A 22,057-nucleotide genomic window follows, 5' to 3' on the forward strand; every position below is an offset into this window, starting at 1 on the left:
GGTCGTCCGCATCATAGAGACCGACCAGGAAATTACACGCTCATTGGGCCTGGAATCGTTTGCGCTGTCCTTAGCGGAAGGCCAGCGGATACGCCTGCATCTCGACAAAACGCTCTGGGTTGAACGGTGCTAAATCCCCGAGCCGTCCAGTTGCTGGCTGTCTTGCCTCCCCAGGGCGCCGGCATGGAGGCTCGGTTTTTCGGCAGTAACCTCGAGACGGCTCGACAAGCCTGAAGGTCGATCGTAAAATCGGCTCAAAGCTCCTGCCTCGGGCCGCGTTCTCGCCGCTCAATGATCGTCAAACTGCCTGCGTAGGTGATCAGGTGAAACCAGGACCTATTCCTTGCGCGTCACGCCCCTCTTTCAGCCGCGACGACTACATGCTGGCCCGCTTTCTGAGGATTTTCACCGCGAAGCTGACGGTCCGCTTGCGGCCCCATTGCTGACATTCAGTCAAGATGTCGGTTTTTGGGCCGCAAGCGGACTGACAGCTTCGGGCTTCGGATCCTCAATAGCGGAACTTTAATTCGGTGCGAACATCGTCGTGACGTGACCCGAAGCAGACTTTCGCAGGTGACATCGGGCATGACCGCCTCGCGCCTCATCTGGTTCAGCGGGCACCCATGGCCGCTCGCGAAAGCGGACATTTCTCATGACCGGGACTGGGTGATTTGTGGCAGAAGCGGACATCAGAGGCTAATGGCTGCGCAAAGACGCTGGCCGGGTACTGACAATCAACTGCGCGGCATGTAACAGTGCTTGCTAATGTATGATGAGCAGTTGGGGAAGGATGCCGCTCGCACTCTTGGCGGATTTTTGGGGGAGACAGCCGACATGCAGAGCTCAGTCGAAATCGACCTTGCTGGTCGACTCGAATCAGCGGACCGGTACATTGCCGAGCTGGAAGTCGCCAAAGCATCTGGGGCAACTCAACTCAGTCAACTTTCTGCCGACAACAAGCGTCTGCTCGACCTCACCGAGGACCGCGCAAAGGAACTCGCGATCCTCAACAGCGTCGGCGAAGCAATGGCCAAGACGTTGAACGTCAAGACTGTCACACGCATCGTCGGTGACAAGGTTCGGGAGATATTCGGGGAGGACATCACGGAAATACTGCTGCACGATGAGGTATCTGATCTCATCACCGTCCCGTATTCATTCTATCGTGAGTACCAGGACGTGGAGCCGTTCACTTTGGGCGCAGGACTTACCTCAAAGGTCATTCTCTCTGGAACACCGCTGGTTATTGATACGTTTGAGCAGTCCCTCAAGTTTGATGTGATCGCACTTACCGAAGCGGAGCGATCAGAATCGTACCTAGGCGTGCCGATCATCGCGGGAGGCAGAACTCTAGGAGTTGTCAGCGTGCAGAGTTACCAAAAGAACGCCTTTAGCGAAGATCATGTGCGTCTCTTGCAAGCTCTCTCGTCGAGCATGGGAGTTGCCATCTCGAATGCCCGCCTTTTCGACGAAACCCAGCGGCTGTTGAAAGTGTCCGAGGACCGCGCAAAAGAACTCGCGATCCTCAACAGTGTCGGCGAAGCAATGGCCAAGACGTTGAATGTCAAGACCGTCACGCGCATCGTCGGTGACAAGGTGCGCGAGATATTTGGAACAGACGTCACCGAAATCCTGCTGCGTGACGAGAAGTCTGATCTGATCACCGTACCCTATGCGTTTTACAGGGACTATCAGGACCCCGAGCCATTTGCGATGGGCGAAGGTCTGACGTCCAAGGTCATACTGTCAGGCAAGCCATTGGTTTTGGGCTCGACTGAGCAACACGTTGCTCTGGGCGCACTTATACCTACGGAAGATGACAGGACCGAATCCTACTTGGGCGTGCCGATCATCGCTGGTGACAGGATTTTGGGTGTCGTCAGCGTTCAGAGCTACGAGAAGAATGTCTTCAATGAAGATCATGTGCGTCTGTTGCAGGGGCTGTCATCCGGCATGGGCGTAGCCATCTCCAACGCACATCTATTCGATGAGACGCAGCGCCTGCTGAAAGTGACAGAGGACCGCGCAAAAGAACTGGCGATTCTCAACAGCGTTGGCGAAGCGATGACGAAGTCGCTTAACCTGGACACTGTTATTCGCTTGGTAGGCGACAAGGTGCGGGAGGCTTTCGGCATCGAAGTCAGTGAAATTTTGTTACACGATAGCGAAACCGGCTTGATCCATGTCCCTTATGCATACTTTAGGACCTATAGAGCTATCGATCCATTCCCAATGGGCATGGGAGTAGCTTCGAAAATCATCACAACAGGTGAGCCCTTTGTTTTTGGCACTCTTGAGGAAGGAAAAGAGCTTGGCGCCTACTTTCCACACGAAGAGGATAGGACTGCCTCTTACATAGGCGTGCCGATCAAGTCTGGTGAGGGAACACTGGGTGTTCTCAGTGTGCAGAGCTATCAGAAGCATGCGTTCGACGAAAACGACGTGCGCCTGCTGCAGACGGTGGCCTCCAGCATGGGGGTCGCCATCGCCAACGCCCGTCTATTCAATGAAACTCAGCGTCTGCTCAAGGTGACTGAAGCCCGCGCTGCCGAACTTGCCGCCATTGGAACGGTTAGTCAGGCGCTCATAGCGGAATCGGAACTTGACAGCACGATCCAGTTGATCGGTAACCAGATGCAGGAGATCTTTGATGCCGATATTGTCTACGTCGCACTGCTTGATCCGGAAACCAACCTAATCCATTTCCCCTATCAGTTTGGCGAGGCCTTCAACACACTAACCCTTGGCGAGGGGCTGACAAGCAAGATCATAGAGACTGGCGAGCCGCTGCTGATCAATCAGGATGTAGCGGAACGTGGAGCTCAGATCGGGGCTACCCCCGTCGGCAAGGATGCATTGTCCTATCTCGGCGTTCCGATCAAGACCGCGCAAGGAACGCTTGGAGTTATCAGTGTTCAGAGCACTACGCGGGAGGGCATATTTACCGATGACTCGCTTCGCTTGCTTTCCACCATTGCCGCCAATGCCGGTGCGGCCCTCCATAACGCGCAGCTATTTACCGAGCTCAAACAGCTTTCCCTGGCGCTGCAGCAGGCAAAAGAGGCGGCCGAGGCGGCAAATGAGGCGAAGAGTTCTTTTCTGGCGACGATGAGCCACGAAATCCGCACACCAATGAATGGCGTGATCGGAATGAGCAACTTGTTGCTTGGTACAAAGCTTGACACTGAACAACGCGAGATTAGCGAGACGATCAGCAACAGCGGCGAAGCCCTGCTAACGATTATCAACGACATACTCGATTTCTCCAAGGTTGAGGCCGGCAAGCTGGAGCTTGATCCAAGTCCCTTCGAACTCCGGGAATGCCTTGAGAGCGCAATTGATCTGGTGGCCTCCAAGACCGCGGAGAAGGGACTCGACCTGGCATACCTGGTGGAGCCCGGTACTCCTGGCGGGATTGTGGCAGACAGCACCAGACTGCGACAAATTTTGCTTAATTTCCTCAACAACGCTGTGAAATTTACCGAGCGGGGTGAAATTGTCCTGTCGGTGATGAAAGTTCCGCCCGCAGTTGAGGGCGCGGGGACACCCCATGGCGGAAGCGAAGAGGGCTTCTCCACCCTGCAGTTTGCAGTACGCGATACCGGCATTGGTATACCCGAAGACAGATTGGATCGCTTGTTCAAGTCTTTCAGCCAGGTCGATGCCTCGACGACGCGGCGCTACGGGGGCACCGGGCTAGGGTTGGCGATTAGCAAACGCCTGGCAGAACTGATGGGCGGGGAGGTATGGGTCGAAAGTGTTGAAGGGTCGGGTACGACATTCTTCTTCACGATCCGCGCTGCCGTTGCGCCCGCTCCCAGGCAGGCGCAAATGTCGCTGGCAAAAGTTGAACTCGCAGGCAAGCGGCTGCTGATCGTTGACGACAACGCAACCAACCGGCGCATCCTGTCTCTGCAAGCCCAATCTTGGTCCATGATTCCACACACGACCGAGTCGCCTCTGGACGCATTGCGCAGGATTTCGAGCGGCGAAAATTATGACGCCATCGTGCTCGACATGAACATGCCAGAGATGGACGGGATAAAACTGGCCAAACGATTGCGTGGGCTTGGTGAAAGAGGTGACCTTCCACTGATATTGCTGAGTTCCTTGGTGCCTCTTGATGAGCGAAACAAGGCAGATATCGAGAGCATCAAATTTGCGGCGATGCTTCCTAAGCCGATCAAGCCCTCGCCGCTCCTCAATGCTTTCATGTCCGTCTTTGCCGTGGCTCCAACGCGTTCAGCCAAGCCTGATCAACCCAAGGGACCATCCCTCGACAGCGAAATGGCGGCGAAATTGCCGCTTCGGATCCTGCTGGTTGATGACAACATCACCAATCGGAAGATTGGGTCCAAGGTGCTTGAACGGCTTGGCTACAAGGTAGACTTGGCGGTGGATGGAGAGACGGCGATTTCGTCATTTGCCAAGGGACAACACGATGTCATCCTGATGGATATCGAGATGCCGGACATGGACGGGCTCGAAGCCACAAGGTTGATCCGCGCATCAGGCGCCGGGGACTCGCTGCAGCCTTTCATCGTGGCACTTACCGCCAATGCAATGGCCGGCGACCGCGAGCGCTACCTGGAAGCTGGGATGGATGATTACCTAAGCAAGCCGTTGCGCGTGGAGGAGTTGGTCGCCTCTCTTACACGCGCCCACCAACACAACTGACAACAAAGGTCCGGTCATGGATGTTGCGCAGGACGCTCTAGACAAGCTCCTTGATCTCATAGGTGGGGATCAAGACTCTCTTGCAGAACTCATTGAGAGTTTTCTGGAGGAATCCCCGTTGCTAGTCGAGCAGATGCGCCGGGCTGCGGAGTCCGGCGACCGTTCAGGTCTTGGCCGCGCTGCCCATACGCTGAAATCAAGCGCGCGGGACTTCGGCGCCAACCAACTTTCCGCGCTTTGCGCGGCAATGGAACAATCCTGCCGCGACAGTATGCCCGGCGCGGCCGCGACGGAAGTGGAACTCATCGCGGGCGCGTGTGACACGGCCAGCCGAGATCTAAGCTCTCGCCTTGCCGATTTGAAACGAGGGGGACAACCGAATGAGCATAGAATCGGAGACACAATCACCTGATGCTCGCGCACCAGAAGGTGCGCGCGTCCTCATAGTCGATGACTCAGGCACTGTGCGCCTGAAACTCAGCAAAGCCATCCAGTCGCTCGGCCATGAAACAACCGCTGTCGCAAGCGGCAAGCTGGCGCTTGAACAGGTTGCTCAGAATCCATTCGACCTCGTACTCCTTGATATCGTCATGCCCGAAATGGATGGCTTCGAAGTGCTCAAGGCGCTCAAGTCTTCGCGGGCCACTCGCGATCTGCCGGTGATCGTCATTTCGGCCCTCGATGAAGAAATGGGCAGCGTGATTAGCGCCATCGAGCTTGGCGCGGAAGACTTTCTGCCAAAGGACTTTGAACTAGCTCTACTCAAGGCTCGTGTTGAGACCTGCATCGAGAAAAAAAGACTCCGCGACGTTGAGACGGAATATCTGCGGCAGGTGGCCAAGCTGACCAGGGCGGCCGCCACATTGGAGACCGGGCGGTTCAATCCTTCGAAGCTTGGCATCCGCGACGTAGCAAGCCGTACAGATGGTCTCGGCAAGCTTGCCACAGTGTTCGCGACAATGGCCCAGAAGGTTTACGAGCGAGAGCGAAAGATGCGGCAAAATATTCGCACGTTTCGTGGCGCTCTACTGCTGCTGGCATGTGGCGGGTTATGGGGCGTCGTCGTTCCACTTTCCAAGATGGCTTCGCTTGTTGAGGCTCATCCGGTCGGATTGGCAATCCTCATCGACATTATCGGAGCCGTGTTCTGCATCGGGATTAGTTTGAAGCGACGGACAATGCCAAGAATCAAGGATCTCACGCGAGCCGATCGGACGTTCATCCTTCGTTTTGCGTTCATTAGCTCGGTGATCAACCAGGTTCTGGTGTACTGGGTGGCAAGCAAGCTCCCAGCTTCCATCGTCTCCATTGTCATCGTGCTCGAGGGATTTGCTGTCTTCTTGTTCGCCGCTCTGATGCGGACCGAAGCTCCGAATTTGAAGCGCTTTTTAGGGCTTGGATTGGGTCTCGTCGGCATCTCCATCATCCTCCTGTACGGAGAGCCCGGAGAAATAGCCACCAGTTGGGTGTGGTTTGTCATCGCTCTTGTAATCCCCGTCACTTACGCAGTCGAGGATATCTATCTCTCAGAGTCCAAGCCCGCCAAAATCGATAACGTCGCCCTGTTCGGCATGACCCTAGTTGTTTCGGTTTTGATGCTGATCCCACTTGCCGCTTTTTATCAGGACTTCGTGCCATTTGGTCTATTGGCTGGTCGGCTTGGCGTCATCGTCTTGCTGATGGCTGCCGCCAGCAATTTGGCGATGCTGCTCTTCATTTTGCTAGTCTCCAGCACCGGTGCGGTCTTCGCCAGCCAGAACGCCTATGCGGGGACAGCCGCCGGCATAGGCTGGAGCATGCTGTTGCTCGGAGAGTCGATACCAGCGCTGACCTGGGCCTCTCTGGCTCTGGTCGTCGTCGGTCTCCTGATGGTGGAGCCAAAGCAGGAGGCTGAGGAAGAACCCCCGCCACTTGATGACTCGCTGGAGGATTTTGTGCCGCTCGTTGATCTGCTGCCGTCACCCACAGAATGAAAGATCGGACATCGAAGTGTGATGCCAGTTGATTCAAGCGGACAAGCGCCCGAAAAGCCTTCCGAAGCGGATGCAAGGCAGCCGTACAGCGGAAGCAATTCGAAGGTATTTGAGGAGGTCGCCACCATCATGAGCGCTCAAGGCTTGCCCAGCGTTCTCGCATTTGAACGCTACGACCCAACCGGCGCCTCGCTGGACTGGCTGCGCGAGCGTGGGGTCAACGTCATTTTCGGCAATGCGCTCTGGGAAATGCCGTGCAAGCGCTTTACCGAGGATGAGCTGATTGCCCGGCACATGGCTGTGTCGCCTTGATGGGGGCAAGCGGCACCCGCATCACCAGGCGCGTGATGCAGGCGCTTCCGGAACTGCGGTACGTCTAAAAATACGGCATTGGTATCGACGGCATCGACCTCGACGCTGCCACCGAGCACGGCATTCTGGTTTCGAGTACGCCGAACGATTTTCGGATCTTCACGGTCAGCGAGCACGCGGTCGCCCTGATGCTGGCTGTTGCCAAACAACTTGGCACGTGGACGCCCGAATTCATGCGGCGTGGCGGGTGGCGCGGCCTGACCCATGGCGCGGCGCCACCGTCGGCATCCTCGGCCTCGGCCGCAGCGGCCGTGGCGTGGCGCAACGGCTTTCGGCTGGGAGACCCGCATCCTTGCCTACGATCCCTTCCTGAAGGAAGCGCCTCCGTCGAACTCGTCGACTTCTCCACCCTGGTGGAGCAATCCGACTTCCTGACGCTGCACGCAACGCCGAGCCCCGATAACCATCACATCCTGAACGCCGCCGCGTTCTCGAAGATGAAACCGTCAGCCATCGTCGTCAACACCGGGCGCGGATCGCTGATCGACTACACGGCCCTGCGAGCAGCGCTGGCCAATGGCCAAATCGCGGGTGCGGCTCTCGACGTGTTCGACCAGCAGCCGCCGAAGACCGACGATCCGCTGTTTTCGCTACCCAACGTCTTGTGCACGCCGCATGTCGTGGCGATGAACGATCGCGTCGAGGATCGCTTACTAAGCGGCGTTTACTAGGTTCCGCTGGTCTAGCCCTACGCGATCACACCATAACCACGTGATGACAAATCAGCCATGTGTGTGGCGCGGCGGGCCTGTTCCGCTTGTGGCCGGCGCCTACCCACCCGGGTTCCCCAACCATGGCGTCGGCCATTTTCGTTCTCTCAGCAATTATGGGCCTTTGCTATCGGCCTATGTGTTGGCCTTGGATGGCGAGATCGCGGTTAGATCACCTCGTTCGTTTGGATGTTTCGCTGGCGTTGGCAGGAGGCGCATATGTTCGCCAGCCGGCGGATACCACACCGCCCCACCGGTCAGGCCCAGCGCGCCCGCTGCAAAGTCCCCGCAGACGGCTGCTGGGCCGCTGGCGGGCAGCGGCTACTTGCTGACGATCCAATCCACCAAGCCAGTTTCGATCAGCTCGCACCCAGTCAAATCGCGCACCAGGGGGCCTTAGCTAAATCGCGCCATTGACACTCAGGCGCTCCGGTTTCCCTGAGTAGGCGTCGGCATGCAGAGCGGAGAACGTCGGCTTGAAACGCAGAGACGGCAACAGTAGACGGGTCGGCATCTTCCCAGCCTAGCGCCACGTCGCGACGACGTTGACCAAGGCGCTTCAGAAGCTCGCGTGCCAGTGTATAGCGGACGGTCGACACGGCATTCATGGCCCAGCCGAAGGCGAAGATTCCGAACAAAAGCATCACCAGGAAAGGCGCGATCAAGGCGAATTCCAGCCCGGCTGCGCCGGAGCAGTCACGGCGCCACCTGGATCCGATCCTTTCAGCGGACACGGATCACCTGCTGATGACTGATCGCGCGCGGGTCCGGGAAGACACCGAAGTTAAACGGGGGCACCCAGGTGCCCGTCGCCGTTATCTGGACGAAGATTTTCTTTCCGCCGCAGATGGTGGTCTCATCCACGACCGTGGCGCCGCACAAATAGGAGCGGACCAGTACGACCGCGGCGTCCTCGGGCTTGTCGTTCCAGCTCGAAAGCGCGACCGCCTGCGTTCCGGTGTCATTGGACGCGCCGGCCATTACGAGATTGGCCGCGGTTTTAACGCCCGCGCGCATCTGCAGGTAACTCGTCACGTAGGACCAGCCGTCGGCGATGCCGAGGCAGACGAGGCACAGGATGGGCAGCAACATGGAAAACTCGACGGCAGCTATCCCGGATTTGTCCAGGACAATGCGCAAGGTCCGCCCACCCATCCCGCTACTCGACGAGCTGAACGGATTGCGTCGCCGGAATGTTCTTCATCCCGAGGCTGGTGCAGTCCTGCTTGATGGTCGTACTGCCGGACCACTGGATGGTGCGGCGACGACCTGAGTGCAGCCGCCGTTCCCGGAGAAGTTGCCAAGGTAGTTGACCTGCTGCCTGGGGAAATAGATGGCGCCGGTCAAAAGCGAGGCCGCGGTGCCGTTGAAGGTGCTCTGCGCCGTGGTCCCGGTCCTGTCGCCGTAGAACAGCACGCCGGAATAGGTTCCGGATGTCGGCGCGCTCAGCGTCACCTTGGCGTTGCCGTTCATGCTGACAGTGTTGCTGCCCGCCATGAAGATGGTTACCCCGCTGCCGGCGACGACCGCGTTGGCGTTGACCTTCATACCGCCCTGCACGACGTAGACGCCCGGCTGCAGGGTGACATTGCCCTTGAGATCCATGCCGCTGCAGTAGGTGCCAGGCTGGAGTGTTTGCGACGTCTTGTTGCCGTTGACACTCTTGCACGGGTTGCCGGCCGTCGGCTTCGCCAGGCTGGAGAAAGGATCAGCCGCCGGCAAGGCATGGGTCATGTTAGACTTGCAGACCGTGGTCGCTGGATTGTTCAGTACCATGCCGCCGACCGTGATCAGGCAGTCGGCCTTGAGCACCGCCGAGCCCTGCGTCTTTATGGCGTCCGAGGCAATCGAGTCCGACATGACCGAACAGCCGGTGAGGTTGACGGTGGTGTTGCCGGAAAAGAGCGCAGCCTGGGAGGCCGAGGGACTGAGCGCCAGCACGCAAGCTTTGGAGGCGTCATTGATCAGCGCCACCGCCCTTGCCTGTTCGGCAACGGGCGCCTGGTTGAAAATCGCCGTGAAGTAGCGATCGAGATTCTGCTTGACGATGACCTCTACCGCCTTCTTCGCGGTGTTCGGGCCGGACAATGGCGGCGTGTTGACCTGAATCGTGCCCGGCGTGGCAAAATTGTTCGAGGTCGCGGACTGCGTGGCGGCGGCGATGATGGTCGGGTTATCGGAACCCGCGACTTTCTCGAGCGCACCGGCATAGGCCGCGGCATCGGCGACGGCCTGCAGCTTGAGGCTGCTGTAGTACCAGAAGGACGTCTCGATACCGAGGCCGGCGCCGCCGACCACGACCGGCAAGGTGAAGGCAACGACGACGGCAACGTTACCGTTCCTGGCGCGTGTTGCGCGGACCAATGCAGGCCAGAACCGGATGAATGCACTGGATCCCATATTTTATTAGAAATCACGAATAGATAAACGAATTTCTAAAAAACCCATTCCGATTCGATGAAGTCCACGGCCCAGACGAAAGGTTTGCTGCAATTCCTCCTCACGTGCATGTGCTTCACGCTGCGTCATCTCTACGGCCAAGGGGGGGCGCATTCTGACCGGGAGCTTTGGGTCGCAAACTGACCTTCCGTGATTGCGAGCCACATGGCTAAGCGGCTGTTCCGCTAGTGAGCCTCGACTAGAGTCCTAGATCCGCACACAAGCGTATCCTGGGTCGATCGCGCTTCGCGAAATGCGCCAAATTGCAAGGTCGTGAGTTCGGACAGCGGAAGCATTCTCCTCATGGGTGTTGCTTGTCGAGCAGAAGATTTCACGATCACCACCGAGACAGCTTCGTGTCGATCCCGCTGCTCGGCATGGTCTGCGGTGAAGTCTCCGTGCTCCCGGCACTGAGGTTATCCAATCGTAGCGAGTCCTAAAGCCGCACAACCTGGTCGAGATGCAGGCGTATCCGCTGGCCTGCCGCGAAGGACAGCGCAAACGATTCCAGGCCGAATGAGCGTGTAATTTCCTGGTCAGTTTCAATGATGCGAACGACCCATTCGCCACTGGCTCCGACCAGTTCCACGCGAGGCGTGGCCTTGCGAATTGGTACCACGCTGCCCATCACAGCCTCCCTACGAAAAGCAATGGCAAGTCGATTAAGACCCTGGTAGTCGGAAGTTCAATAACAAATGCTTGTTCGGATCGGACAAACCACCCTCGATGGGCATTACGAAGGCGGGCGAATCACACCTCAGTTAGGCGAACCCTTTGGGGAACCTCCCGTGAGATAGCCTCTGCTTTAGGTCGTTGGCATTCAGGATGGCCGCCAGCTCTTCGGCATACTCCATGTCGGGAAGGTTGACAGATGGGTGGCCCGCTACAGATGCAGTGCGCGCCGGACGAGCCGAGTTCCGAGTCGGGCTAGTCGAGGACTTGCCCTTGCCGGATAGCATTCGACAAGGCGCTCAGCGTCCACACAGTGTACTTCTGGCAAAGCCTTAGAGCCGGATCCGCAGAGCTCGCTCGCGTCATCGAACCAGGCGGTCGCGTCGTCCTGGGCTTCCTCCCGAAGGCGCTTATGGACAGGATGAACATGCCGGCCGACATTTTTATACCTCGCGAGCCGATGAGGTCATTTGCTGCCTTGCGAGATGCAGGGTTCAGCGACCCTGAAGTGCGGAGACCGAGCACGGAAACCGCATGGCTCGTGGTGACAGGAACGCGAAGATAAGTTTCGGCGCCTGGAAGCGGAAAAGCCCGCCGCCGAAGCCAACTGGCTAGCGAATTTCGGCAAAGCGCCGGTCTAAAGGTTCTCACTCATCGGTGCAGGTTGATGGCGTGCACACAGCCGTTACGGCCGAGAGCTTCTCGCGCTTGTTATTTCAGGCTTCTGATAAGGCTTCTTCATTCAGGATCCCCAGTTTGTCCCTCAACGCGAAAATGCGGTGCGCCGATCACGATGGTCAACCAGAAACACTAAAGTAGCGGCCGAGCGGTGCCAGGGGACTGGCACGCGCGGTCAGGGCGGCGCACCATGGATGCTGCTATTGCCTGGCCGGTTGCCATGGCCTGCTAACGAGCGCACAATGTTGCCGTCGCCTCGAAAAATCAAAAACAAACAGGCACGAGGCGCTTGGGAGCGATCATCAGGCTTTCGCCCGACCAGGGAGAAGGCCCATGCCCACACAGGCACAGAGCCGGCTCATGTATTTTATGGGCCAACTCGGTCACAACGAGAGCATCGTTTCCAAGCAGGATATTATCGTCGGCTTACTGGATCACGAAGGCAGTCCGACGGCCGACGCCGACGAATTGCTGGCGAACTTGCATCGATCACTGCAACAGGCCCGACAGAGCTTGCACGAGGCGCAAGAGATCTATGGAGTCAGAAATGCGGAGTAGCGAAAAAACAAAACTCGCATACACAGCCGCAGAGTTCGCCGAAAAACACGGTTTGACCGTGAAGGCAGCCGAAATCATCTTGTCCGTGAACGGCTCCTCACGTGTCGCTTGCGATGCAGCAGCACGCGCATTCAAAGAAGCGGTTGCGCACCGACAACACAGCAATGACGGCGAATGAGCCCCGCGCCTGCTTTCGAGGCTGCGCGGGCCGACCATGACGAGTGGAGAGGACATCTTGGTCACCGGCAGGAATCGCTGAAGAACGAGCCGGGTGTGACCGAACAGCCTCAGAGTGAGGATGTTCCCGACTGACGCAAAAAAGCCCGCCAGCATGAGCCGGCGGGCCAAGTATGGGTCGCTGTCCAAATGAACGCGTTCGGTGTCTTCAGATGGATTTGGTCGAGAAGCCGCCGCGCGTCAGGCGCAACAGATCGGGCGCCGATCGAACGCCCCGCGGGCGCAGGAACGCCTTCGTCTCGCGGGCGCTCCGCGTAAGCAAATCTTCGCCGCCGAGAAGCTCAATCGTCTCGGCCCAACCGTCGTCTGGAAGCAATTCGTGTGTCGTCGCAGTTAGAATCACACCCGATTCCGCAGGGCAATACCTATCTTATCGCCTATGGCCTTTGCGCAGTTCATCCAAAGGAACGGGACAGGGCCGTCTCAGCCGCGCGGGAGCCGTCTGGCTGCCTTATGGTCGGTGATGTTCTCGACCGCCTTCAAAAGGGGTGGAGGGACCTCACAGAGCTTGGCATGCTCGCTGTGGTACGCCACAGCGGCCCGACGATGCTCTTGTGCAGCGCTTCGGCTGCTGCCAGGAAGCGGTCGATTTCAGCCCGGGAAAGCTGGTCGGAAGGTTTGGTTCTGGCCATTGGCGCGCAATTACTAATTTAGTGAAGCCTTACGTGCTTCTGGGGGGTAGACGTGAGACCGGTCGGTCCAGCTATGGGGCGCATTGAACATATTGTTTTTTCCGCGATTGCTGATTGGGATGTTTGCCATGTCGACCGTGGTAGCGACCTGGATTTACCTAGCAACGGATTCGTTCTGGAAGTCCCTTACATGGACCTTGCTGATTTTTATCATCTTTCAGGTTGCATATTTCCTATTTTCATTCGCGCTTTTCGACAAGTTTTGGATGAAAAGGACCGAAGAAAAACCGAACCCTGCCGAGCCTACCTGTCGAGACGGCGGTGTCTCATCTGAAGGGCGGTCGATGACGCTTTGAGGGAGACCGCCAGACACGAGAGCATGCGATCATGCTAATCTTTGCGAACCATGCGAAAGAAGGAAAGCCGTGGCAGCGCCAAAATCATCGAAAAGCGCGCTGGCGCTGGATGTCGCCACGGAGATCGTCGACAGGGTGCGGACCGACGACGCCGAAGCCGAGGAGCGCGAGGTAGGTCTAAGGAGGAAACACAGATGGCTGCCTATCTGATAGCGGATGTAGACGTAAAAGACGCTGCCTTGTTCGAGGAATATCGGCGGGACGTTCCCGCTACCGAAGAGCGGTACGGTGGGCGGTACCTGGGCCGCGGTGGCGCCACCAAGGTTCTGGAAGGTGATTGGGATCCACACCGACTGGTCATTGTCGAATTCCCCGACATGGCGTCATTGATGGGCTGGTATAATTCGCCGGAATACGCCCGGCTGATCGAGATCCGCAAACGTTCCGCTAACACCAGGATCATCGCTTTAGAAGGGATTGCAACGCCTGCGGCGTGACCCATGCAGCCAGCGGACCCGACGACAGTTGGCGTCCTCAGCGTCATTTCTTCCTCACGGCGAGATGCCGTCGGCAGGGATCAGGCAGCGTTTGGACATGAAGGCGTCGCGGAACGCGGGTGCTGTATTGATGCCCTCCATCCTCGCGTTGTCTTCGCACAGGTCGTCAAGGACGCCCTCAGCCAGAGCCATAAAGTCCCGCGCGCTTCCGTACCACGGCGAACGGCCGTCCAGGACATCTCTGGCAATTCTGCGGTGCAGACGAGCGAATTGATCAAACCGCCCGCCTCCTTATAGCCATTCATGAAATGCGCAAAGCGCGCTGACTGACGCCAACGGAAGGGACGCGGCATTTGCGAGAAGTCGCCTTCCAGGGAGCGTCGCTCCCATTCCTTCAACTCGTCAGGTGTCTCGTGACCGCCGTGTTATCCCGATCATGCGAAGACGTTCGCTCCGGTGCGGGACGACTTCAAGTCCTTTTCAAGGGTGTTGGGAGGTTGGCCCACGGCTGAAGGGCTGCACAACCAAGGGGCACGATCAGCTTCTGCACCTTCAGACACATCGTGATAACCTGTCGGTCATGAAATCGGAGGCTTGAGAGAAACGTGGGCGGGCCCCAGGAGAATAATTTCTGCCCATGGGGAAGGCGATGTCCGCGCTAGCCGGAATGTCAGCTACCGAAGATCCGCCGCCTGAAGGCTGCCAGTCCGCTAACGGCCGCCCCAAAGCTGCCGGTCAACACAAGGTCGCATCGGAACCGATCCTTCGCATCCCCCGTTATCGAATGGAAGGGACATTACTTGTCATTAGGAGATGAAGAATGAAACGGCTTCTTTTTGCCACTGCCATGATGGCTGTTTCCAGCGGGCTTGCGTTCGCGGGGACGACAGGGACAACAGGGACAACGTCGAGTGGCTCCTCCACTACCACAACGATGCCGACGACAGATAACAACACGGATTCGACCACAACGAAGTCGACCAATTCGAACTCAGCGAAGGACTGTGCGCCGGGCCAGCAGAGTGGCAGTGCCAAGCAGGCCGCTCCTGGTCAACAGGATGACACCAGTGCCCAGTCCGCAGCCCCTGGACAGATGAAAACGACTGCCGAAGGTTGCTAATTGTGCCGGGAGAGGCCGGTTTGCACCGGCCGTAATGGATGCCTCCCGCTGCCGACCGGCGGCAACGGTCCGGCCTGGGCGCCCTTCGATCAGCGCGGGCCGTTTTTCGGAAAGTACCTCCCTTAATCGTCCAACGAGCCTGCAGCCTTTTCTTGGGCGAGTCGGATCTTGGGCGAGTCGCAATGCATAGTTAGTTGCGGATGTGATTGTTGAAATAGCGGCCCTTGGCGAAAGCAGATTTGAACGCGACAAATGCCTCAAGCGGCACGTCCAGGAAATCGTATTGCTTCCCCCTTGGCTCAAAACCAGACCGAGAGAACCCTGGTCCGGGTCAATAGTCGAACTTGCGCATCGAGGTCGACGGCATGGTGCGTTTCAAGAAACCAGCGTGAGCCGCGGCCAGCCGGGTATGGACCGCCCTACAGGCTGAAGTGTATTCGAAGATGTGACCGGGCGTAGAATGACGTCTCGTTCCGCCGCTTCGCGCGCCGCCCTGATCGGAGTTTTCGCGTTGACGGTGTGGGTGGCCGTCACGGCATCGCCTGCCATCTCCTCAACACGGTATTTCGGCACTTTTGTTCCTACGCGTCGGTAGCTAGCAACTCCGCTTGTTTAGGGGTCGCCCTCAAAGAGGAGAATAAGGTGGCAAGCTCGGGTCGCCCTGCCGCCGGGGGGGGTGACCCGGCGGCTTGCACGTTCGACTAGGGTCGCTTCAGCTGTGACCGCCTTACGGCGTTGCCGCAGGAGTCTGCTTGGCAGCCATCTCGTCGATCTTCTCGGCAAGCACGCCGTTGGCCCATTCGGTGACCTCGGCGTCGACCGGCTTGTTGGCCATATCGGCGAGCGCGTCATCCAGCGACGGGACGGCGGCAGCAGCATCGGCCGCCGCTATATTGGCGGCATCGAGCGCCGCCTGCGCTGCGTCAATCTGCTCCTGGGTCGGGACTTGGTCGGCCGGAGTATTCGGGTCGTTCAATTTGGCGTTCAACGCGTCGACTTCGGCTTGGGCGGCATCTACCGCGGCTTGGGCACCCTTGGCGGCCGCCGACGCTGTCACATAAGCCTGAATGCCGGCGAATTTCTTGCTCTTGGAGTTCATGTAAGCGTTGATGTTGCGCTGCAGCGAGTTCAGCCGGCCAAGCTTGGCGTGAATGTTCTTGTCCTTAGGCGTCGCGGCGACCTCAATGTCGTCGACGGCGACCTGGTCTTCGCCCGAGGCCTTCTTTCCGGCGTGAGCCGATGCCGACTTGCCGTGCGAAGCGCTGTTGCCGGACTTCCCGCCGCTGTTGCCGGACTTGCCGCTATTGCCGTGACCACCGCCATTGCCGTGACCACCGCCATTGCCGTGACCACCACCATTGCCGTGACCACCACCATTTCCACCCGCGCCAGCGAAAGCAGGAGCGGTCACTAGCGCAAGCGCGGCAAGCGCTGCCAACAGCGTTTTTCGGGATGTCATGGTACCTCCTCAGGCGAATAGCCACCTCGCCGATTCGTTATAGAGCGGCTTATAAGAGTTTCCTAATTCGACTGAATGAACTTTAGATAAATGCTTGTTGCAATGAGCGACTGACGACTGCGAAGCGCTTTGTAACCCTCTGAAATCTAGCAAAAAAATCCGGAGTCGGAGACCGTATCGGCCCTTTGCGCGACTGAAGTCCCATACCGATCGGACCTTGGTCGGGCGATGCACAACCGCGGAATGCTTGAGTATGGCGTCACCGTGTGGCTGTGACTGCGCATTGGTAGACAACTCGCCGGGCGAAGACCCCAACTACCTCGAGCCCGGCGAGCCTTACACCTGATCAGAGTACGCGATCAGGACCGGGGATCAGCCGGCGAAAGATGTGGGTGCAATATGGGTGCCAAACTATTCGTCCCAAATTGGGACCATGCTGCGGCCTGCAAGCTGCGCTTAGGTCTCATAAAAGGCTTAGGCGTTCGCATCGGAAATGGCGATAGCTGGTTAGATCGCTTCCTTCCTCCGTTTGTATGATTCGTTGGCATTGGCAGTCGTGCGCATATTGTTTGCCGGACGGCGCTGAGTCTCACCGGTCGAGCCCAGCGGCCCGCCCGCCGCAAAGTGTCCCCCCGCGACAAAGGCTGCTGGGCCGTCCTAGCGCCGATCTGCTCCGGCAATGGCCGCGTGAATGCCCGCTCGACTCCAGCAACAGCTTCATCCTTGGTTGCGACGGTTCCGCGCGCGCCGCCGTCATCGAGCGTATCTTACTCGCCTAACCCGGATCGTGCCGCGTCCGCTTTCCGGGACGCACGGATCTATGCTCAACAGCTAATGTCAGGCGCGTACCTGAATTGGTCCTCGAGCCGAGATAGCGCGTTAGTCGATACACGACATTGCGATTTCCAGGAATCGACCGTTTCGCGAACAGCGATGACTACTCGGAACTGCTATCTCGTTTGCGCCACGAACTGTCCCCTGCCCTCAATGCTTCCAACGTCTCATTTGGGGCCGGAAGCGGAAGGTCGGCTTTTGGCCGCCGAAGAATGATAGCAGACGAAAGGGTCGGCAGACGAACGTCTGAAACCCACCATCAGCTGATTGATGAACGCCACCTGGGCATAGCTGAGATTAGATCACGCGACATGGAAAGCTCGATGACGGCCGCGTGGCAAATTTTACTCGGTCCTGGCGTTACATGGTCTTTGCCTCCGCGCCCAATGCATCGAACGCGCCCGGCACGACCGCATACTGTCCGGATCAGCCCCTACCTGTCTGCCAGACATGCGGCTGAAATGGCGTCTCCAGCGGCGGTTGGGTGATGTTGGACGTGTACTTGGTGATCGTAGACGCCGAAAGAACGGCGACCACCTCCAGCAACCGGCTCTCATCAAAGTCCGCATCGAGGAATTCGCGCTTTTCCACCTCGCTGAGCCCACCGCGCCTCTCGATAAGCGTACGCGTGAGTTTCGCCAGAGCCGCATGCCTGGCGTCCACAGGTAAAGCGCCCTCTCTGATGCTGGTGACAGATTCAGCGCCGACCCCCTCGGCAATCGCCAGATAGGAGTGAAAGGCCACAGCCCACTCTGCCTTGTTGGTGACTGCATTTGTCAAAAGCAGGATCTGGATCTCCGCCTCGCTGAAGCTCCCGCCATGTACCCGCGCGAAGAGATCGGTCAAGCTGCCGATAAGCACAGGCGAGGTTGCCATCGTGCCGGCAATATTTGGAATGAAGCCGAAGGCTGAATTCAGTGCCTCAAGTGCCGGCCTGGAAGCTCCGGGCGCCGTTTCGATGGAGTGAATGGGAAAGTTCGTCATGTGTCTGTCCTTGATGGCAATTGGGCGCAGTTTGGCGCCGCAAATGGGGTAGAGACCTGAATTCTCAGGTGACGGTGATCGCTCAATGGGCCTGCGCGGCCTCCTCGATCACTTCAGCAACATTTGCCGGATGAGAAAGCATGACAACATGCGATGCACCCTGCACGACCACGACTTCGCGCGCGTGCGCACGCTTCGCCATGAAGTCGTGCAGAGCCAGAGGGATGCTTTTGTCGGCCGCGCCGTAGACGAAGTACGACGGAAGGGTTTTCCAGGCGGCCGCGCCTGAAGCTTCCTTCAGCGCGGTCTCGGTCTCTGCGTGATAGCCATCAGTGCCACCTGCTCCATAGGCAGGTCGGCGGCAAAGGGTCCGGCAAATTTTGCCGGATCGACGCTCAACTGAAGGCTGCCATCTGGCAGCGCAATTGGCTTGGCCAGAGCCGCCAAGCTCGCTACCCGGAAACTTGCTGATCAAAGCGAAGGTGCTCTCGCCCTTGTCAGGCGCGAATGCGGCGACATAGACCAGCGCCCTGACATTCTTGCTGTTAAGCGCGGCGTTTGTAATGACGGACCCGCCATAGGAATGGGCAACCAGCACCACAGGCCCGTCGATGCTCTCCACCACGCTGGCAACGGCTGCGGCATCGCCAGAGACGCTTCGAAGCGGGTCCGCTACTGCCACGACCGTGTAGCCATCGCGAGAGAGAATCGGGATCACTGAATTCCAAGACGAACTGTCTGCCATCGCACCGTGAACCAGAACAATGGTGGGCTTGCTGGACGCGGCTTCGGTCGCCCCAGGGGCGAGCAAAAACGCAGCCACTGCCGTCACCGTCAGCGGCCAGCCGAACAGGACACGTTTGATTTCACACTTCATAGATCTCTCCTTGGAAGGCTCGGCTATCTGTCGTTGTATCGATGTAAACGATGATGACTGAGAGATAATGCTTGTATTTGGCATGATATTCATGCCAATTTTGCATGAATGGACGTTGACGACCTCAAGACATTCTGCCGCGTCGCTCAACTTGGCAGCATTGCGGCTGCGGCGCGGGCCGAAGCCAGCGAGGCATCGACATTGTCTCGCAGGATAGCTGGACTGGAAGCACAGCTTGGCACACGACTGTTCCAGCGAACGACCCGGAAACTGTCGTTGACGGAGGCCGGAGCGATTTTCCTGTCTCGCATCCTGCCTATTGTGGACGAGGTTACGGCGGCCCGCGAAGCAGCGCTTGCCACCGTCGAACAGCCAAGCGGCATGTTGCGCGTTACGGCCTCAAACGCCTACGGCGAAGCGGTCGTCGCGCCACTGCTGGCCGGATTCTGCGCGCAGTACCCGCGCATTGAAATTGATCTGCTGCTCTCGGACGCTTTGGTGGACCTCGTTGCCCAGCAGGTCGACGTCGCCTTGCGTCTCGGGCCGCGTCCGACCGGCGACCTCATCGTCTCCAAGTTAAAGACAATCGAGCGTCGTTTGGTGGCGTCGAAAGAATATCTGTCTTCAGTGCCTCCAGTCGATCGGCCAGAAGACATTGGTGCGCATGTCTGTTTGCCGACCACGAATTCACCTCAAACACCGCTGTGGCTGTTCAGGCGGGATCTCGAAAATATCGAATTGACCGTGCCGGCGAAGATCAGGACCAGCAACACACTGGCGCTTCGCCAGTTGGTACGCGACGGCGTCGGGATCTCGCTGCTGCCGGAGTGGTCGGTGGATGAGGACATCAAGAGCGGAAGGCTTGTCCAACTCCTCCCTGGTTGGAAGATCAGCGTCGGGGCGCAGGAGAGTGCCGTGTGGGTCGCTTATCCTTCCCGCGCCTACCTGCCGCTGAAGACGCGGAAATTTATTGATTTCTTTAAAAAGCAGATATTGTCGGAGGGTTCGAACTCTTGATCCTCTCGGCTAACGCCAGATGGACAATGTCTGTGCGCCGCTGGTGGCGCCTGTCGCATGGCCTCCAGTCATCTTTTTTCGCTGTCCGGGAATAATACGCCGCCCGCCCTGGTCTTCCATGCATACGCTGCTGATTGACCTTGAAGGAACGCCCCCCCTGCAATCCCACATACTGACGACTATGACGGCAACGGTCGACGCGTTCCCAAGACCTCTTGAAGGCGACGCGTTGGGCGCCTGCGGCTGGCTGGCTCCCAGCCTGTCTACCTTAAAACGTCCTGCCCCGGTCGGGATCGAGAAAGCTAAGACGCCACGGATCGGTGCCGGCCGTGGATTCGGCAATGCTTGTGCTCAAGAGCGCGTCCGGGTGGATGCATCGTTGCGGTCCTGTGTGTGATTGACATCGATGAGACAGTTGCCTTCAAATTCACCGCAGCTGGCGACCCGGCATGTTTCCTCTGGGTTCGATCGCAAGGCAGAACCATTCTCGCCAAATGAGCGTACGAGCTCGAGGCGAGGCGCATGTGACGGTGTACCGATGCTGAGCAGCAATGCGCGGGCCGACCGCTTCGGCGAAGTGGTAATGCCCCATCTCGCCGACGCGCTTTCGCTGGCCCGCTGGCTGACCGGCAATGCCACCGACGCCGAGGATGTCGTGCAGGACGCCTGCATGAAGGCACACGCCAACATCGCAAGCTATGCCGGCGGCAATGCACGTGCCTGGCTTCTCACCATCGTTCGCAACTCGTGCTACACATGGCTGGCGCGCAATCGCCCGCGCAGCATCGTCTCGGTGGGCGACCTCGGTGATCTCGACGAGGTGAGCGCCGCTCACGCAGTCGATCTGACTGAGAGCGAAAGCCCGGAGGCGAGCCTGATCGCCAAGGCAGAGGTGGCGGCCATGGAAGCGGCGATCGCCGCTCTGCCGCAACCCTTTCGAGAAACGCTCGTGCTGCGCGACGTGAATGGCCTCGCCTACCGCGATATCGCAGCCATGCTGGGCGTGCCGATTGGCACGGTGATGTCGCGGCTGGCGCGGGCGCGTGGCCTGCTGATCTCTGACCTTGGGAGGGCGCAATGAGTGCGCACAACGATGGATTGCCCGAGGACGCCGCAGGCATGAACCTGATGCTGCACGCGCTGATAGATGGCGAGCTTGACGCCGCCGCGGCCATGGCTGTCGAGCGGCGCATCGCGGCCGATCCCAAGCTGGCGGCCGAACATGCCCGCATCATGGTCTTGCAAGGGGCTGTGGCCAGGCTTCCGAAGCCCCAGGTGAGCGACGAGTTCAGCGCGCGCATTGCAGCCATGGCAGCATCCGGCAGCGTCGAGGTGCTGCGGCCCAGAGCGCCGATACGGGCGAAGTCGGCTCGAACGTGGTGGTCGGCGCGCAACTTCGGATCATTCGATTGGCGCGCAATGGCGGCCTCGATCATGATCAGTGCGGTGCTGGCCAGCGGCGCGACGCAATGGGCGATGCAGCCCAGCGTAGCCGACAGCTTTGCCGCAGGCGTGGCCAGCGGCCATCAGCGCAGCCTGCTGGCGACCAGCCCTGTCGATGTCGTCTCGTCGGACCGACACACGGTGAAGCCATGGCTCGATGCAAGGCTCGGCCTTTCGCCGCCGGCTCCTGATATGGTGAAAGACGGATTTGCGCTCATCGGTGGCAGGGTCGAGGTCATCGGCGGCCGGGCAGTGCCGGCGCTGGTCTATCGCCACCGCGAACATCTGATCACCCTTGTGGCCCAGCCTCAAAATGCCGGAGCCGTGAGCGACCCTATCGATCTCTCGGAGGGCGGCTTCTCGCTGGTGCAATGGAGCGACGGCGCCTTCTCCTACTGGGCGATTTCCGACATGGAGCGGCCGGAGCTCGACGACTTCGTGGCGCGCTTCCGCGCCGCATCGTCCCCGGCTGATAACCGACCGTCGGCACTCCAACCGATATCGAGTGCCGACCTGCGCTAG

20 protein-coding genes and 1 pseudogene are annotated in these 22,057 nt (G+C 58.8%); 12 read left to right on the forward strand and 9 right to left on the reverse strand.

Annotation, left to right across the window (positions count from 1 at the left end; genetic code table 11):
* Positions 1 to 834: 834 nt before the first annotated feature.
* The 5 genes from ACYG97_RS25020 (at position 835) to ACYG97_RS25040 (ending at position 7,693) form a co-directional block, all read left to right on the forward strand.
* The gene (locus ACYG97_RS25020) at positions 835 to 4,677 is read left to right on the forward strand and encodes a GAF domain-containing protein (RefSeq protein WP_198020723.1); all 3,843 of its coding nucleotides are present in this window, start codon (positions 835 to 837) and stop codon (positions 4,675 to 4,677) included.
* A gap of 16 nt (positions 4,678 to 4,693) precedes the next feature.
* Positions 4,694 to 5,089, forward strand: coding sequence for an Hpt domain-containing protein (locus ACYG97_RS25025; protein WP_023699256.1), 396 nt, complete (start codon positions 4,694 to 4,696; stop codon positions 5,087 to 5,089).
* Positions 5,058 to 6,650: a response regulator gene (locus tag ACYG97_RS25030; protein ID WP_023733670.1), complete on the forward strand. Its 1,593-nt coding sequence runs from the start codon at positions 5,058 to 5,060 to the stop codon at positions 6,648 to 6,650. The genes ACYG97_RS25025 and ACYG97_RS25030 overlap by 32 nt, the downstream gene beginning before the upstream one ends.
* 18 nt (positions 6,651 to 6,668) lie before the next feature.
* Positions 6,669 to 6,962, forward strand: coding sequence for a hypothetical protein (locus ACYG97_RS25035; RefSeq protein WP_460221614.1), 294 nt, complete (start codon positions 6,669 to 6,671; stop codon positions 6,960 to 6,962).
* 122 nt (positions 6,963 to 7,084) lie between these two features.
* A complete protein-coding gene (locus ACYG97_RS25040) occupies positions 7,085 to 7,693 on the forward strand; it encodes an NAD(P)-dependent oxidoreductase (RefSeq protein ID WP_245259940.1) in 609 nt (202 codons plus the stop codon).
* 413 nt (positions 7,694 to 8,106) lie between these two features.
* Here ACYG97_RS25040 and ACYG97_RS25045 read toward each other — a convergent pair whose 3' ends face one another.
* From ACYG97_RS25045 to ACYG97_RS25060, 4 genes are all read right to left on the reverse strand, one after another.
* Complete coding sequence (locus ACYG97_RS25045) at positions 8,107 to 8,466, reverse strand: TadE/TadG family type IV pilus assembly protein (RefSeq protein WP_050592417.1); 360 nt, start codon at positions 8,464 to 8,466, stop codon at positions 8,107 to 8,109.
* Positions 8,456 to 8,887 carry a TadE/TadG family type IV pilus assembly protein gene (locus tag ACYG97_RS25050; RefSeq protein WP_023746404.1) on the reverse strand — a complete coding sequence of 144 codons (432 nt, stop codon included), beginning with the start codon at positions 8,885 to 8,887 and terminating at the stop codon, positions 8,456 to 8,458. Before ACYG97_RS25050 ends, ACYG97_RS25045 begins: the two co-directional genes overlap by 11 nt.
* Positions 8,888 to 8,932: 45 nt before the next feature.
* On the reverse strand, positions 8,933 to 10,132 hold the full coding sequence (locus ACYG97_RS25055) for a pilus assembly protein TadG-related protein (RefSeq protein WP_460221615.1): 1,200 nt from the start codon (positions 10,130 to 10,132) through the stop codon (positions 8,933 to 8,935).
* Between the two features lie 475 nt (positions 10,133 to 10,607).
* The gene (locus tag ACYG97_RS25060) at positions 10,608 to 10,799 is read right to left on the reverse strand and encodes a hypothetical protein (protein ID WP_023699408.1); all 192 of its coding nucleotides are present in this window, start codon (positions 10,797 to 10,799) and stop codon (positions 10,608 to 10,610) included.
* A gap of 1,055 nt (positions 10,800 to 11,854) precedes the next feature.
* Here ACYG97_RS25060 and ACYG97_RS25065 point away from each other — a divergent pair.
* From ACYG97_RS25065 to ACYG97_RS25080, 4 genes are all read left to right on the forward strand, one after another.
* Complete coding sequence (locus ACYG97_RS25065) at positions 11,855 to 12,079, forward strand: hypothetical protein (RefSeq protein WP_023736937.1); 225 nt, start codon at positions 11,855 to 11,857, stop codon at positions 12,077 to 12,079.
* Complete coding sequence (locus ACYG97_RS25070) at positions 12,069 to 12,257, forward strand: hypothetical protein (RefSeq protein WP_245260321.1); 189 nt, start codon at positions 12,069 to 12,071, stop codon at positions 12,255 to 12,257. Before ACYG97_RS25065 ends, ACYG97_RS25070 begins: the two co-directional genes overlap by 11 nt.
* Before the next feature lie 1,116 nt (positions 12,258 to 13,373).
* A complete protein-coding gene (locus tag ACYG97_RS25075) occupies positions 13,374 to 13,514 on the forward strand; it encodes a hypothetical protein (RefSeq protein ID WP_155924055.1) in 141 nt (46 codons plus the stop codon).
* The gene (locus ACYG97_RS25080) at positions 13,499 to 13,801 is read left to right on the forward strand and encodes a DUF1330 domain-containing protein (RefSeq protein WP_023670645.1); all 303 of its coding nucleotides are present in this window, start codon (positions 13,499 to 13,501) and stop codon (positions 13,799 to 13,801) included. Before ACYG97_RS25075 ends, ACYG97_RS25080 begins: the two co-directional genes overlap by 16 nt.
* A gap of 54 nt (positions 13,802 to 13,855) precedes the next feature.
* Here ACYG97_RS25080 and ACYG97_RS25085 read toward each other — a convergent pair whose 3' ends face one another.
* The 5 genes and pseudogenes from ACYG97_RS25085 to ACYG97_RS25105 all read right to left on the reverse strand — a co-directional run bounded on the left by ACYG97_RS25085 (position 13,856) and on the right by ACYG97_RS25105 (position 19,075).
* Entirely contained in the window at positions 13,856 to 13,993 is a 138-nt protein-coding gene (locus ACYG97_RS25085; protein WP_023696775.1) for an SOS response-associated peptidase family protein, read from the reverse strand.
* Positions 13,994 to 15,111: 1,118 nt separating this feature from the next.
* Positions 15,112 to 15,204, reverse strand: a pseudogene (locus ACYG97_RS25090) (KTSC domain-containing protein); the annotation flags it as partial.
* A 444-nt stretch (positions 15,205 to 15,648) separates the two neighbouring features.
* Positions 15,649 to 16,380 carry a hypothetical protein gene (locus ACYG97_RS25095; protein ID WP_023716274.1) on the reverse strand — a complete coding sequence of 244 codons (732 nt, stop codon included), beginning with the start codon at positions 16,378 to 16,380 and terminating at the stop codon, positions 15,649 to 15,651.
* Positions 16,381 to 17,640: 1,260 nt separating this feature from the next.
* Positions 17,641 to 18,198: a carboxymuconolactone decarboxylase family protein gene (locus tag ACYG97_RS25100; protein ID WP_023699254.1), complete on the reverse strand. Its 558-nt coding sequence runs from the start codon at positions 18,196 to 18,198 to the stop codon at positions 17,641 to 17,643.
* Between the two features lie 82 nt (positions 18,199 to 18,280).
* Positions 18,281 to 19,075, reverse strand: coding sequence for an alpha/beta fold hydrolase (locus ACYG97_RS25105; RefSeq protein WP_245260727.1), 795 nt, complete (start codon positions 19,073 to 19,075; stop codon positions 18,281 to 18,283).
* Positions 19,076 to 19,183: 108 nt separating this feature from the next.
* Between ACYG97_RS25105 and ACYG97_RS25110 the strand changes: the two genes are divergently transcribed.
* The 3 genes from ACYG97_RS25110 (at position 19,184) to ACYG97_RS25120 (ending at position 22,057) form a co-directional block, all read left to right on the forward strand.
* Positions 19,184 to 20,092 carry a LysR family transcriptional regulator gene (locus tag ACYG97_RS25110; RefSeq protein WP_023699252.1) on the forward strand — a complete coding sequence of 303 codons (909 nt, stop codon included), beginning with the start codon at positions 19,184 to 19,186 and terminating at the stop codon, positions 20,090 to 20,092.
* Between the two features lie 538 nt (positions 20,093 to 20,630).
* Positions 20,631 to 21,173 (forward strand): sigma-70 family RNA polymerase sigma factor, encoded by a 543-nt coding sequence (locus ACYG97_RS25115; protein ID WP_460221616.1) that lies wholly within the window; start codon positions 20,631 to 20,633, stop codon positions 21,171 to 21,173.
* The gene (locus ACYG97_RS25120; RefSeq protein WP_023732702.1) at positions 21,170 to 22,057 is read left to right on the forward strand and encodes an anti-sigma factor family protein; all 888 of its coding nucleotides are present in this window, start codon (positions 21,170 to 21,172) and stop codon (positions 22,055 to 22,057) included. Before ACYG97_RS25115 ends, ACYG97_RS25120 begins: the two co-directional genes overlap by 4 nt.

The organism is Mesorhizobium sp. W067 (assembly GCF_054719525.1).

Bases quoted from the DNA above. Each gene is read 5' to 3' on its own strand.
- ACYG97_RS25025 (WP_023699256.1), top strand. From the start codon at position 4,694: ATGGATGTTGCGCAGGACGCTCTAGACAAGCTCCTTGATCTCATAGGT.
- ACYG97_RS25030 (WP_023733670.1), top strand. From the start codon at position 5,058: ATGAGCATAGAATCGGAGACACAATCACCTGATGCTCGCGCACCAGAA.
- ACYG97_RS25115 (WP_460221616.1), top strand. From the start codon at position 20,631: ATGCTGAGCAGCAATGCGCGGGCCGACCGCTTCGGCGAAGTGGTAATG.
- ACYG97_RS25055 (WP_460221615.1), bottom strand. From the start codon at position 10,132: ATGGGATCCAGTGCATTCATCCGGTTCTGGCCTGCATTGGTCCGCGCA.
- ACYG97_RS25065 (WP_023736937.1), top strand. From the start codon at position 11,855: ATGCCCACACAGGCACAGAGCCGGCTCATGTATTTTATGGGCCAACTC.
- ACYG97_RS25070 (WP_245260321.1), top strand. From the start codon at position 12,069: ATGCGGAGTAGCGAAAAAACAAAACTCGCATACACAGCCGCAGAGTTC.
- ACYG97_RS25095 (WP_023716274.1), bottom strand. From the start codon at position 16,380: ATGACATCCCGAAAAACGCTGTTGGCAGCGCTTGCCGCGCTTGCGCTA.
- ACYG97_RS25060 (WP_023699408.1), bottom strand. From the start codon at position 10,799: ATGGGCAGCGTGGTACCAATTCGCAAGGCCACGCCTCGCGTGGAACTG.
- ACYG97_RS25085 (WP_023696775.1), bottom strand. From the start codon at position 13,993: ATGGCTCTGGCTGAGGGCGTCCTTGACGACCTGTGCGAAGACAACGCG.
- ACYG97_RS25120 (WP_023732702.1), top strand. From the start codon at position 21,170: ATGAGTGCGCACAACGATGGATTGCCCGAGGACGCCGCAGGCATGAAC.
- ACYG97_RS25105 (WP_245260727.1), bottom strand. From the start codon at position 19,075: ATGAAGTGTGAAATCAAACGTGTCCTGTTCGGCTGGCCGCTGACGGTG.
- ACYG97_RS25050 (WP_023746404.1), bottom strand. From the start codon at position 8,887: ATGGGTGGGCGGACCTTGCGCATTGTCCTGGACAAATCCGGGATAGCT.
- ACYG97_RS25100 (WP_023699254.1), bottom strand. From the start codon at position 18,198: ATGACGAACTTTCCCATTCACTCCATCGAAACGGCGCCCGGAGCTTCC.
- ACYG97_RS25110 (WP_023699252.1), top strand. From the start codon at position 19,184: ATGGACGTTGACGACCTCAAGACATTCTGCCGCGTCGCTCAACTTGGC.
- ACYG97_RS25020 (WP_198020723.1), top strand. From the start codon at position 835: ATGCAGAGCTCAGTCGAAATCGACCTTGCTGGTCGACTCGAATCAGCG.
- ACYG97_RS25080 (WP_023670645.1), top strand. From the start codon at position 13,499: ATGGCTGCCTATCTGATAGCGGATGTAGACGTAAAAGACGCTGCCTTG.